The organism is Herbaspirillum sp. (genome assembly GCF_017744395.1).
Lineage (GTDB): Bacteria > Pseudomonadota > Gammaproteobacteria > Burkholderiales > Burkholderiaceae_D > Herbaspirillum.
This window is the reverse complement of record NZ_JAGIBI010000002.1, coordinates 211068-224342: the sequence shown is the minus strand read 5'-3', so window position 1 is coordinate 224342 and position 13275 is coordinate 211068. Positions and strand designations below refer to the sequence as shown.

The 13275-nt window shown below is 59.2% G+C and carries 11 protein-coding genes; 8 read left to right on the top strand and 3 right to left on the bottom strand.

The features are described 5' to 3' along the window. Positions 1-19: 19 nt before the first annotated feature. Positions 20-1162, bottom strand: coding sequence for a hypothetical protein (locus tag J7548_RS06855; RefSeq protein WP_290972184.1), 1143 nt, complete (start codon positions 1160-1162; stop codon positions 20-22). Between the two features lie 393 nt (positions 1163-1555). Between J7548_RS06855 and J7548_RS06850 the strand changes: the two genes are divergently transcribed. Both J7548_RS06850 and glmU read left to right on the top strand, forming a co-directional pair. Then, on the top strand, positions 1556-2290 hold the full coding sequence (locus J7548_RS06850) for a glycosyltransferase family 25 protein (protein ID WP_290972181.1): 735 nt from the start codon (positions 1556-1558) through the stop codon (positions 2288-2290). 110 nt (positions 2291-2400) lie between these two features. Beyond that, positions 2401-3759, top strand: a complete 1359-nt coding sequence (gene glmU / locus J7548_RS06845) for a bifunctional UDP-N-acetylglucosamine diphosphorylase/glucosamine-1-phosphate N-acetyltransferase GlmU (RefSeq protein ID WP_290973311.1) — start codon at positions 2401-2403, stop codon at positions 3757-3759. A 97-nt stretch (positions 3760-3856) separates the two neighbouring features. Here glmU and J7548_RS06840 read toward each other — a convergent pair whose 3' ends face one another. Then, on the bottom strand, positions 3857-4336 hold the full coding sequence (locus tag J7548_RS06840) for an Lrp/AsnC family transcriptional regulator (RefSeq protein ID WP_290972179.1): 480 nt from the start codon (positions 4334-4336) through the stop codon (positions 3857-3859). A gap of 194 nt (positions 4337-4530) precedes the next feature. Between J7548_RS06840 and glmS the strand changes: the two genes are divergently transcribed. Further along, entirely contained in the window at positions 4531-6348 is a 1818-nt protein-coding gene (gene glmS / locus J7548_RS06835; protein WP_290972176.1) for a glutamine--fructose-6-phosphate transaminase (isomerizing), read from the top strand. Between the two features lie 978 nt (positions 6349-7326). Here the strand turns inward: glmS and J7548_RS06830 are convergent. Then, on the bottom strand, positions 7327-8208 hold the full coding sequence (locus tag J7548_RS06830; protein WP_290972174.1) for a LysR substrate-binding domain-containing protein: 882 nt from the start codon (positions 8206-8208) through the stop codon (positions 7327-7329). Positions 8209-8338: 130 nt separating this feature from the next. Between J7548_RS06830 and J7548_RS06825 the strand changes: the two genes are divergently transcribed. The 5 genes from J7548_RS06825 to J7548_RS06805 are packed head-to-tail and all read left to right on the top strand — an operon-like array spanning position 8339 to position 13254. After that, complete coding sequence (locus J7548_RS06825) at positions 8339-9286, top strand: amidohydrolase family protein (protein WP_290972171.1); 948 nt, start codon at positions 8339-8341, stop codon at positions 9284-9286. 10 nt (positions 9287-9296) lie between these two features. Continuing rightward, positions 9297-10622: an MFS transporter gene (locus tag J7548_RS06820; protein WP_290972168.1), complete on the top strand. Its 1326-nt coding sequence runs from the start codon at positions 9297-9299 to the stop codon at positions 10620-10622. Positions 10623-10644: 22 nt separating this feature from the next. Then, a complete protein-coding gene (locus tag J7548_RS06815; RefSeq protein WP_290972165.1) occupies positions 10645-11568 on the top strand; it encodes an SMP-30/gluconolactonase/LRE family protein in 924 nt (307 codons plus the stop codon). 52 nt (positions 11569-11620) lie between these two features. Beyond that, positions 11621-12313: an RraA family protein gene (locus J7548_RS06810; protein WP_290972162.1), complete on the top strand. Its 693-nt coding sequence runs from the start codon at positions 11621-11623 to the stop codon at positions 12311-12313. Then, the gene (locus tag J7548_RS06805) at positions 12310-13254 is read left to right on the top strand and encodes a hydroxyacid dehydrogenase (protein ID WP_290972159.1); all 945 of its coding nucleotides are present in this window, start codon (positions 12310-12312) and stop codon (positions 13252-13254) included. The genes J7548_RS06810 and J7548_RS06805 overlap by 4 nt, the downstream gene beginning before the upstream one ends. Positions 13255-13275 lie beyond the last annotated feature (21 nt).

Genomic DNA, 13275 nt, shown 5'->3' with positions numbered 1-13275 from the left:
TTCGCCACTCCTTATGACTTCATTTCCCGTTACCGTCGCTCGCCGGGGAAACCTTCAACGGCGAGCCCAGGCCTGTGAGATCCAGACGCTTTTTCGGCCGCGCTGAAACCGCGGCAGACTGGCCGGCAGCCGTCGTCGCGGGCGCCGGATTCGCGGACTTTACCGCGAGGGTAGACGGCTTGGCCGCCGGCGGCACCGGGACGGAAGGCGGCATGGCAACAGGCGCCGCGGCGGAATGCGCCGCTGGCGGTGGCGACGCCAATCCCGGCATGCTCAGGCCGAATGCATTGAACCCAGGGACTGCGGTCAACGATACGCTTTCGAAGACCAGGATATCTCCCACCAGCTTGTCTTCGTAGTATTCGCCTTCGAACAGCCCAGGAAAACGCAATGTCGCGAGCACCAGCTTTTCTACCGCCTTAGGCCCCAGGTAATAAGCGCCGCCGATGGCCCATGGCGCCAAAACGGGACGGCCGTAGACGCGACGATTGAGCTCACGGTCCTGGCACAAGCCCCAATGCTGGCAACGGTCGTGGGACAGCGTCACCGAAGGCACACCGGTATAAAGAGTTTCGCCGCTGAACTGCGCCAGGCTGCGCTTGAACTGCGCCGCATCCAGCAAGAGCATGTCGTCATCGATTTTCATCACGCCGACATTGCCGCCGATGTTTTCATATATCCAGGCAAAGGCCGCCGCGACTTTTTGCGGGCGCGCCTCATACTTGTCGGACGCATCCACTTGCAGGGCGCGAAAATGCCCGATCGACGGCGTATCGGCGCCGCTCACGATGACATAGTCGATATCGGCCTGGTCGAACTGATCCGCCAGCCTCAGGGCCTGGCTTTCCGTGCGTTTGCTGGAGATAATCAGGACCATCTTCTCCAGTCCCGCGGTCTTTTTCACCAACTCCTGATAATCGCCGAGGATGTCGGCGTTATACGGCGTGGCAGCGATGGCCGCCTTCAAATGCGCCAGCGCCAGGCCGTTGTTGCCCCGATCGCGTTCAACCTGGAAACGCTTATAGTCCAGTGCCCATTTGAATTCCGACGGGATGTGCAGGAAATCCGCATGCAGGCGGTCACACTCATTCAAAATGCCGTCCCAGGTAAGCGGCGAGACCGGCAACTGCAACAGCGCAGTCGCCCTTTGGCTGAAACTCATTTCTTCTCCAATCCGATATTTTGTTGAGGTGTGCTGCTGGCGCGTTTGGGCTGAGCAAAATACAGACACCATGACCAAGGTGTCATCTTAAAGACAAGACAAACACTCAAAGTTGGGAGAACATGTAAATTTAACCCTCAATTTGTGTTTGCGACGGCCAGCTCCAAGCTGGCCGGGTGGACAATCGCGTTTCGACAATGGCGCCAAGCTCGAAACAGAAGGAAAAAAGGCAGGATTCTCCCTTCATGTCCGCAAGCGTGTATTGCCATACTTACAAAGGGAAACTTGGTACGTGCACCGGCCTAATGACCCAAACCATGCCATGACCGCGAAACATCGTTGCCAAAAAAGCAATTCGCCATTCAACAAACATTTCGAAAGTCCGCATCCATAATGAACCCCGTTCGCATCATCAGCCTGGACGACGCCGATGCCCGCAGGGCGAGCTTTGCAGCCCAAAATCAACACCTCGACTATGAAATCGTCAATGCCGTCCGGGGAACGACAATAGATCCCCAGGTATTAAGCAATCCGAACCTGTTTGCCGACAACCTGGAATACACCAAAGGCGCATTCGGCTGCGCCCTTTCCCATTTGGCAGCCTGGTTTGAATCGATAGATACCCAGCAGCCGGTGACAGTCGCCGAAGATGACGCCATCTTCAGGCACGACTTCCATGCCCAGCAGCAACGACTGCTGGGCAGTCTTCCCGACGACTGGGACATCGTGGTGTGGGGCTGGAATTTTGATTCGATCCTGTCATTGAATGCGATGCCAGGCATTTCACAGACCGTCATGCTCTTTGACCAGCAAACCCTGCGCAGTAAAACCGATGAATTCCAGCGCTCCACCCAGGCGCCGGTTCTGCTGCCGCTGGACAAATGCTTCGGCACGCCCGCATACACCATCAGCCCCAAGGGCGCCGCGCGGTTCGTGGAAGAGTGCTTTCCACTGAAAAATTATGTGGTCCACTTCCCGGTCCTCAACCGCTCTCTCCCCAATAATGGCATCGATATCGCGATGAACCGGGTTTACGCCGTCTCCAATTCGTACGCCTGCTTCCCGCCGCTGGCCATCACAAAAAACGAACACGAGATTTCCAGCGTACAAACCAATTCGGCGCGTTGATAAAACCGGCCGCGACATGGCATGGCTGAGCCGAACATTGCGGCTGGTCAGTCGCCTCGGCGCCGTGCAGACGCATGCTACACTTTCCGGTCTATTTTTCTCCGTACAACATGAACATCGTCATCCTCGCCGCCGGCATGGGCAAACGCATGCAATCGGCCCTGCCCAAGGTATTGCATCCGCTGGCAGGCAAATCCCTGCTGGGCCACGTGGTCGACACCGCGCAATCGCTCTCCCCCGCCAAGCTCTGCGTGATCTACGGCCACGGCGGCGATGCCGTGCCCGTTGCCTTTGCTGACAAAGGGCTGTCATTCGCCAAGCAGGAGCCGCAGCTGGGCACCGGCCATGCCGTGATGCAGGCGCTGCCGCATATCGACGACGGCGCCACCACGCTGGTGCTGTACGGCGACGTCCCGCTGACCACCCCGGCCACGCTCAAGCGCCTGCTCGACGCCGCCGGCGCCGACAAGCTGGGCGTGCTGACCGTGACGCTGGACGATCCCACCGGCTACGGCCGCATCGTGCGTGAAAACGGCAAGATCGTCGCCATCGTCGAGCAAAAGGACGCCACCGAGGCGCAACGCGCCATCCGCGAGGTCAATACCGGCATCATCGCCGCCCCCACCGCGCACCTGCGCAAGTGGCTGGCCAAGCTGTCCAACGACAACGCCCAGGGCGAGTATTACCTGACCGACATCATCGCCGCCGCCGTGGCCGATGGCGTGGAAGTGGTCTCGGCCCAGCCCGGCGACGTCGCCGAAACCCTCGGCGTCAACAGCAAAGTGCAACTGGCCGAACTGGAGCGCGTCTACCAGCGCAATATCGCCGGCAAGCTGCTGGAAGCCGGCGTCACGCTGGCCGATCCGGCGCGTATCGACGTGCGCGGCGAGCTCGCCTGCGGCCGCGACGTCTCCATCGACGTCAATTGCGTGTTCGAGGGCAAAGTCAGCATCGCCGAAGGTGCCGCCATCGGCGCCAATTGCGTGATCAAGAACGCCAGCATCGGCGCCGGCGCCAGCATCAAGCCCTTCACCCACATCGAAGACGCGGTGGTCGGCGCCGGCGCCCAGGTCGGCCCGTACGCGCGCCTGCGCCCCGGCACCGAGCTGGCGCAGGACGTCCACGTCGGCAACTTCGTCGAGGTCAAGAACAGCATCGTCGGCGTCGGTAGCAAGGCCAACCACCTGGCCTACGTGGGCGATGCGGATGTCGGCAGCGGCGTCAACATCGGCGCCGGCGTGATCACCTGCAACTACGACGGCGCCAACAAATTCCGCACCGTCATCGAAGACGACGCCTTCATCGGCAGCGACTCGCAACTGGTGGCGCCCGTGCGCGTCGGCCGTGGCGCCACGCTGGGCGCCGGCACCACGCTGACCAAGGATGCCCCGGCCGGCCAGCTCACGCTGTCGCGCGCCAAGCAGCTTTCGCTGCCGGGCTGGCAGCGTCCGGTGAAGGTCAAGAAGTAAGCGCCCCGGCGAACGCCCACGGCAAACAAAAAAGGACCGGTTCCGCACATCGCGGGCCGGTCCTTTTTTTGCGGCAGCATGCCGGAGCCGATGCCGCCTATTCCTTCGGCATGCCGATCGGCACCGCTGTCTCGAACTTGCTGCGCAGTACCGAGAAATAACTGCGCACGTTACGCACATTCTTTTGCGAAGCGAACAGGCGATGCGCCAGTGCGTGATAGGCAGGCATGTCGGCCACCAGCACCACCAGCACGAAATCCGGGCCGGGCGACACCCGGTAGCACTGCTGCACCGCCGGCTCGCCGGCCACCAGCGCTTCGAACGCCTGCTGCTCCTCGTCGCCTTGTCGGTCCAGCGTGATTTCGACGATGGCCGTCAGTGTCGCAGCCAGCTTGTCGGTATCCAGCAAGGCCACTTGGCGCGCGATCACGCCCGCCTCGGTCAGGCGCCTGACCCGGCGCAGGCAGGTCGGCGGCGAGGCATGCACCGACTCCGCCAACTGGTGATTGGTCTGGCTGGCATCGGTTTGCAGCGCGCTCAGGATGCGGCGATCCAGATCGTCGAGTTCAAGTTTCATCGGATATTCAGCAGTGAGGCATGCGGCCTGGAAGACTTAATAAGAAAGATAATTTCATAAACCAAATACATTTTCACATTAATTCCATCATTAATTTACCAAGCAATAATAGTTCATATTTAATAGTTTTTAGAAATCTTATTTCACATCGACTCGCCTAATATGGCCTCACATTTCTTCCAACGAGGTTCATCATGTGCGGCATCGTCGGCGCGGTTGCGCAACAAAACGTCACTCCCATCCTGCTCGAAGGCCTGAAGCGCCTCGAATACCGCGGCTACGACTCCTGCGGCGTCGCGCTGTACGTCGACGGCAAGCTGCAGCGCTCGCGCAGCACCTCGCGCGTAGCCGAGCTGCAAAAGCAGATCGACCAAAGCGGCCTGGCCGGCTTCACCGGCATCGCCCACACCCGCTGGGCCACCCACGGCGCCCCGGCCACGCACAACGCCCACCCGCACTTCTCGCGCGATCGCATCGCGCTGGTCCACAACGGCATCATCGAAAACCACGACGAACTGCGCGCCGAACTGCAAGCCGCCGGCTACGTCTTCGAAAGCCAGACCGACACCGAAGTCATCGCCCACCTGATCGACCACATGTACGACGGCGACCTGTTCGCCACCGTGCAGCAGGCGGTGCGCCGCCTGACCGGCGCCTATGCCATCGCCGTGTTCTCGTCCGACGAACCGCACCGCGTGGTTGCCGCCCGCCAGGGTTCGCCCCTGATCGTCGGCCTGGGAGAAGGCCAGAACTTCGTCGCCTCGGACGCCATGGCGCTGGCCGGCACCACCGACCAGATCATCTACCTGGAAGAAGGCGACGTGGTCGACCTGCAATTGCAGAAGGTCTGGATCGTCGACGCCGCCGGCAAACCCGCCGCGCGCGAGGTACGCACCGTGCAAGCCTTCAGCAGCGCGGTCGAACTCGGCCCCTACCAGCACTACATGCAAAAGGAAATCTTCGAGCAGCCGCGCGCCATCGCCGACACGCTCGAAGGCGTGGCCGGCATCATGCCGGAACTGTTCGGCGACAAGGCCTACAAGATCTTCAAGGAAGTCGACTCGGTCCTGATCCTGGCCTGCGGCACCAGCTACTACGCCGGCCTCACCGCCAAGTACTGGCTGGAATCGATCGCCAAGATCCCGGTCAACGTCGAAATCGCCAGCGAATACCGCTACCGCGACAGCGTACCCAACCCGAAATCGCTGGTGGTCACCATTTCGCAAAGCGGCGAAACCGCCGACACCCTGGCCGCACTCAAGCATGCGCGCAGCCTCGGCATGCAGCACACGCTGACCATCTGCAACGTCGCCACCAGCGCGATGGTGCGCGAATGCGAACTGGCCTACATCACGCGCGCCGGCGTCGAAGTCGGCGTCGCCTCGACCAAAGCCTTCACCACCCAATTGGTGGCCTTGATGCTGCTCACGCTGTCGCTGGCGCAAACCCGCGGCCTGCTGGCGCAAGAGCAGGAAGAAGCCCACCTCAAGGCCATGCGCCACCTTCCCGCCGCGCTGCAAAGCGTGCTGGCGCTGGAACCCAGCATCGTCGCCTGGGCCGAAGCCTTCGCCCGCCGCGAAAACGCCCTGTTCCTCGGCCGCGGCCTGCACTACCCGATCGCGCTGGAAGGCGCACTGAAACTCAAGGAAATCACCTACATCCACGCTGAAGCCTACGCCGCCGGTGAACTCAAGCACGGCCCGCTGGCGCTGGTAACCGAGCAGATGCCGGTAGTCACGGTCGCGCCCAACGACGCGCTGGTGGAAAAACTGAAATCGAACATGCAGGAAGTGCGCGCCCGCGGCGGCCAGCTGTATGTGTTCGCTGACGGCGATTCGCACATCAATTCAGGCGAAGGAGTGCATGTGATTCGCATGCCGGAGCACTATGGGGTATTGTCGCCGATTCTGCACGTGGTGCCGTTGCAGTTGCTGGCTTATCACACGGCGCTGGCGCGTGGGACTGATGTAGATAAGCCGCGGAATTTGGCTAAGTCGGTGACGGTGGAATAAGAGCCAGGCGGGGCTCCCGCCAACTGTTGACCTGAAATGAAAGGCTTTCCTTTTTTAAAAGAAAGCCTTTTTTCATGCCTCAATATCCGCCTGAAAGTCACGCCCAGCCTGAAAAGAAAGCCTTTCATTTCTGCCTTCCCTTCCAAGAAAAGAAAGGCTTCTTGGGCATACCTTTCGCGCGAATTCGCAGCCACCTCACGGCCGCAATGTCCCCTTCCCTTGCCCTGAGGAGCCGCGGGGATATCCATCGAATAGAACTCATCAACGGCACCAGGACGGCGCCATTTCGAAGAGGCTAAGTTAGCCTCGACTGGCACGAGGCCAGCCGAGGTAACCGCTCAACGCTTAGGTTGACCGCAGAGCCACCGCTATAACGGTGAAGACTACGGCTGGAGCCACAAGAGCAACCAATGGTGAAACGCCAGCTGCAATCATGCCTGCATAGACAAGACACACAGCCTTCGTAACACACCCTAAGTCGCCTGGGCTTGCTTTACTCGGTTTGGCCATAAATGGTCATTCCCCCTAAAGTAAGTGGCTCGGGCCTCATGAAGAGTAGGGACGAGCCGTCCAGGCTTTGCTGCCATTTCGTGTGTTCGTCTTATAGGACGGTTATCCAGTCACACCGGCGGCAGCAACCCTACTGGCCGTTTTCCGCTTCGACGCCGTAGAGGCGGAGGCGGGAGTTCGGTAGGTGTTCTGGGAGGGGGATTTTGTCATTTCCACAATCCTGCTGCAAGTCTGGCGGCCCTCTCAAACTTCACATCTGGAATCCGTATAGCGTAAAACGCTACTTTTGCCGAGTTAGGAGCTCTGTAACGTGTCTATTTGCCTCGACCATGAAGCGAACCCCTCGGGCTGGACCAAGGGCAGTCGATGAAGTGATACGCTTGTTGAGCCTTCCCTGGAGGAGCGGCATCATAGCAGCAAGAGGTCCATATCGGCGGCACAGGATTTCCAGCAACATAGATGCTATCGCTACGATTTATATTTCCGTTTCAAAATCGCAATCAATCGCTGAGTAGCAGGGGAAAGATACATTCCACGGCGATATGTAACGCCCATCGGCCGGTGCATGGTGGTTTCCTTGAGAACGAATTCCTTGAGTCCCTTGTGGCCTGACTTGAAATTCAATCTGGACGCAAAGCCCAACAGATTGGTGCGTTCAATCAACGGCAAAATCATGTTGAGAACGGTCGGTTCAATTTGAACGGTCGGTCGGGGAAGGTGGTTCCTGTCGAACACGTTATTGAGCCACTGGCGACTCAACACCGATTCCGCCGGAAGTACCCAGTGATAGTCAAGCAAGGTTCGTAGCGACTTCTTTTTCTTGAAGATCGGATGATTGGCGCGAGCCATCACCACCATCTGGTCTTGAATGATGACTTCCGTTTCAAAGTCCTCTTCAGTCTTGAGCAAGGGACCAAGCACGATATCGAGTTCGCCGGCGCGCAGTCCCTCATGCAGGGCATCGTTCATGGCGACTTTCAATTCGATGGTGACGTTGGCAGCCTCTGCGAGAAGGTCTTCGCAAACCGGTGGAAGAATGTGCTCGGCCAGCGTCGGTATGCACCCCAGGCGGATTTTCCCGGCCTTGCCGGATGCATAGTCACTGATTTCCCTGGTCGTATCGTCCATCATCTGCCCGAGTTTTCGTGCGCGTACCAGCAGGGCATGGCCAACCGAGGTCAGTTGAATTCCTCTGCCTACGCGTGCAAACAGAGGCGCTCCCAGTTGTTCCTCTATTCGGTGAATGCATTTTGTCAGCGCTGGCTGAGATTTGTAGAGCCTCTCCGCCGCTCTGCCCATGTGACATTCCTCGGCAATCACTTCGAAATATTTCAGGTCTCTGTAGTCCATGATTGATTACCAAAAGTAATTGGTTATGAAACAAAAAGAAAATATACATTAAAAAAGTCAGCGCGTAGACTCCTCCAAAAATCAAGAAACCCGGCATCAGTTGCCCGGAAAAAATTCGGAGACAGTGACTTTGAAAACGATTCAGACACGACGCGATTTCTTGCTTCATTCGGGCGCAATGCTGGCCGGTCTGGCATCTGCCGGGTACTTGCCCACGGCCATGGCTGCTGATGAGGCTTTTCCTCATTCGAGCGGGCGGGAGCGTGCCAGCCGCAGCCTTCCGTCCAATGCCTGTGATTCCCACATGCATATCTATGACGACCGATTTGCTGCAGTGCCAGGCGCTCGCTTGGCTCACGCTGCAGCTACGGTCGCGATGTATCGTCAAATCCAGAAGCGAAACGGGACGACTCGCACTGTTGTTGTGACGCCCTCTGCGTATGGCACGGACAACAGCTGCACCCTCGATGCTCTGGCGCAACTTGGCGCCGATGCGCGTGGTGTGGGCGTGGTGGCCAAGGAGGTGACCGACGAGGAGCTGGCTCGCCTGGATCGGGCCGGCATCAAAGGCCTGCGATTCAACGTGGCGATCACTTCAGTGATGACGCCGGAAATGATCGAGCCGATGGCGCGCCGGATTGCGCCGCTTGGCTGGCACCTCCAGCTGAACATGTCCAATGATGACTTGCTCGCAAACCGCGACATGCTGACCAAGCTGCCGGTGCCCATCGTGTTTGACCACTTTGCAAAAATTCCTGTCCAGAACAGCGAGTCGCACCCGGTTTTCAAATTCGTCACTGATCTGCTGGCGGCAAAGCGCGCTTACATCAAGCTGTCGGGAGCCTACCTGGTCAGCAAAGTCGGCGGGCCAAGCTACAGCGACGTGACGCCATTGGCGAGAAAGCTCATCGACCTGGCGCCCACACAGGTTCTGTGGGGGAGCGACTGGCCTCATCCGACCGAAAAACACAAGCCTGATGATGCCGCGCTGGTGGACATGATGGCCAGCTGGGCCGGCTCGGAAGAAAAGCTCAAAGCGCTGTTGGTCGATAACCCGGCGCGTCTCTATCACTTCTGAGCAATAAATCATGAGCCAAACACAAGAAATTAAAATCCAAGGTCATACCTCGGAAACAGGCGACGTCTTAGTTGATGAACAGGCGACGATGAAAAAGGTGCTGCGCCGCCTTATCCCGTTCATCCTCCTCTGCTACGTCGTCAGCTACCTCGACCGTATCAACGTCGGCTTCGCTGCCTTGACCATGAACAAGGACCTCGGCCTCACGCCCGCGCAGTTCGGTCTTGGTGCGGGGCTGTTCTTCATCGGCTACTTCTTCTTCGAAATACCCAGCAATCTTGCGCTGCACAAATTCGGCGCGCGGATGTGGATTTCAAGAATCATGATTTCCTGGGGTCTCATTTCCATGGCGACGGCCTTCGTCGTGGGGCCGAAGAGTTTCGCCTTGGCGCGTTTCCTCCTGGGTATGGCAGAGGCTGGCTTTACTCCCGGTATCTATCTTTATTTTACAAAGTGGTTCCCGGGAGCTTGGCGCGGAAAGGCAACGGCATATTTCCTGGTCGGGATCCCTATCGCCAATATCATCGGTTCGCCGATCTCGGGCGCCCTGATGGAGCTGCATGGGATGTGGGGTTTCAAGGGATGGCAAGTGCTGCTCTTGCTGGAAGCCCTGCCGGCAGTCTTGCTGGGCGTGATGTGCTGGTTCATCTTGCCTGACGGCCCGTCGAAAGCCGGCTGGTTGAGCAAGAGCGAGAAGGGCTGGCTTGTGTCCAGACTCGAAACCGAGCAAAGCGATCTGACCGCCCGTCACGGAAACAAACTGCGCGATGCCTTCAAGAACGCACGCGTCTTTGCCCTGGCAGGCGCCAACTTCTGCGGCATTCTGGGATCGCTCAGCATTGGCCTGTGGTTGCCGCAGATCATCAAGGAATTTGGCCTGCCATCGCATCAAGTCGGTCTGGTTGCCGCATTCCCGTATGTGGTCGGCGCCATTGCCATGACAGTGTGGGCAAAGCTCGCAGACCGTGGAGGGAACCGCCTGTTCTTCGTCGCCGGCGCCATCGCGGCGGCTGCCCTGTCGCTCAGCGTGTCCGCCTATCTGCACGACCCGCTGCTCAAGATGATTGCGATCACCGTCGCGGTGTCCTCGATTCTTTCCTTTCAAGCGACCTTCTGGGCCATTCCTTCTGCATTCCTCACGGGGCGCGCTGCGGCCGGCGGCCTGGCGCTGATCGTGTCGATCGGCAATCTCGGCGGCTTCGTGGGCCCTTCGGTGATTGGCTTCATCAAACAAGAGACGCAGGGCTTCACCTACCCGCTGCTCTTCGTTTCCGCAGCCTTGCTGCTGGGTGCGGTGATTACGCTGGTGTTCGGCAATCCTGCCCGCGGCAAATAAATCGTTTTCAAGGAATTCGGTCATGAGCTTCTTTGCGCCTCCCCCCACCGTTGAGACGACGGTCTTTACCAAACTCCCGGAGCATTTCCGCAAGCTTCGCAGGACCTCCTGGGCAGATGCCAATCGCGGGGGCAATCCGATTGATTCGTTTCTCGAGGGGCCGTCCTTCGACCGTCAAGGACGCTTGTATGTGACGGATATTCCGAATGGCCGCATTTTCCGCATCTCGATGGCCGGAGAGTGGGAGCTCGTTGCCGAATACGACGGATGGCCCAACGGGCTGAAAATCGACAAGAGCGGCCGTATCGTCATTACCGATTATCGGCGCGGCCTGGTCGAACTCAATCCGGATACCGGCGTGGTGACCCCGCTTCTTGAGACCGTCGGGTCCGAAGGCTTCAAGGGCGTCAACGATCTGGTGTTCGGCCCCGAAGGCGAGATCTACTTCACTGACCAGGGGCAGTCGGGCTTGCAAGATCCTACCGGCCGTGTCTACCGGCTCTCGCCCTCGGGGGAGCTCACTTGCCTCATCAATACCATTCCCAGCCCGAACGGTATCGTCTATGACCCGGCGTTGAACCATTTGCTCGTGGCGGTAACGCGCGCGCAGCAGATCTGGCGCATTCCTCTCCACAACAAGGGAGTCGTCGGCAAAGTCGGCGTATTCGCCAATCTGCACGGCGGCATGGCCGGCCCTGATGGCCTGGCGCTTGACTCGGAGAGCTGCCTGTACATCGCACATACCGGCTTCGGCTCCATCTGGCGCTTGTCGCGTTTTGCAGAACCGCTTCTGCGTATCCGCTCCAACGCGGGTATCTCGACTACCAACCTGGCCTTCGGCGGCCCGGAAAACAAGAGCTTGTTCATCACGGAATCCGCGACCGGTTCCATTCTTCGCGCGGAGGTACCGGTGGCTGGTTTGCCGATGTACTCCCACGCCGCTTGAGCCACGACAAGAAGACCTTTCTCATCCATCTTTTTCCATACAAAGGACCAACATGAGCACCACTAAACCTGACATGATTCGCGAGTTCGAACGCGTCGACCCGGCCACCGTTGCCAAGGCATCCGAATTCGCGGCTTCCATTCTGGCCGACGTCGCGGGCCGTCGCGGCACGCTCAGCAGCCGCATCAGCCCCTTGACCCCCGATACACGGGTAGCAGGTCCGGCGCTGACCGTGGAAGTCCGTCCTGGCGACAACCTGATGATCCATGCCGCCATGGCCATCGCCAAGCCCGGCGACGTGCTGGTGATCGACGGCAAGGGCGACGAGACTTGTGCGCTCTTGGGAGAAATCATGGTCTCGCAATGCAAGGCCATCGGTTTGGCTGGCATCATCATCTACGGTTCTGTACGCGATACCGAGGCAATTCGCGAAATTGGCTTCCCCGTCTACGCAGTTGGCGCCAACCCGAATGGCCCGACCAAGAATATCGCTGGCCGCGTCAATTGGCCGGTATCGGTGGGCGGCACCTCTGTGCAGCCAGGTGACCTCATCGTCGGCGATGCCGATGGTGTCGTCGTTGTCGAGCGCGAGAAAGCGCCTGGACTGCTGGCTGCCGCGGCAAAGAAAGTCCAGGACGAGACCAAGCGTCTGACCGAAATCCGCACCGGTGGTCCGCTGCGTCCGAGCTGGCTGGAAGGCGCACTGCGCAAGGCCGGTGTTCTGGGCGAAGGAGAAGTGCTGTGAGTGCGCGCGAGAAAAAGGGTGTGGTGGTTGTCACTGGTGTTGACCTGGCGCCGCAAGCAGTCGAAATGCTGCGTGACTACGAACTGGTCTTCGCCGGCGCCAAACCGACTGAAGACGACCTGGTCAAGCTGTCCGAGCAATATAAGCCGGTGGGAATCATCGTGCGTTACGGCGCTATCACCGGCCGTATCATGGATGCGAACAAGGCGTTGCGCGTGATTTCGAAGCACGGCACCGGCATCGATACGATCGACAGCAAAGCCGCACAAGAGCGCGGCATTGCAGTGAAGGCCGCTACCGGCGCGAACGCACCGGCGGTGGCGGAGCATACCTGGGCACTCATCTTCGCCTGCGCCAAGGGTGTGGTGCATCTGGACGGGCGCATGCGCGAAGGACACTGGGACAAGTCGACCCATAAGAGCCTTGAGCTTCAGGGCCGTACGCTCGGCCTGGTCGGTCTGGGCGCCATCGGCCGCCGTGTTGCATTGACCGCGGTCTCTCTGGGGATGCGCGTCATTGCACACGACCCCTTTGCCAAGGAAGCTATCGCCGGCGTCGAACTCGTTGATCTGGATAAGATCTTTTCCGATTCGGATGTTCTGTCGCTGCACTGCCCGTTGACGGCCGAGAACAAGCATATGGTCAATGCGCAGTCCTTGGCCAAGATGAAGGATGGTGCGATTCTCGTCAATACGGCACGCGGTGGCCTCATCGACGAAAAAGCGCTGGTGGAAGCATTGGCCAGCGGCAAGCTGCGCTGTGCGGGCCTCGACAGCTTCGAGCAAGAACCGATGGTTCAAAATCACCCGCTGCAAAGCATCGGCAACGTGATTCTCAGCCCGCACGTGGGTGGCGTTTCCGATAATGCCTACGTCGCGATGGGCACGGGTGCTGCGGCCAATTTGTTGGCGGTTGTTGAAGCAGAAGAAGCAGCTGCTTGATTCAATAATAAAGACGGTCAG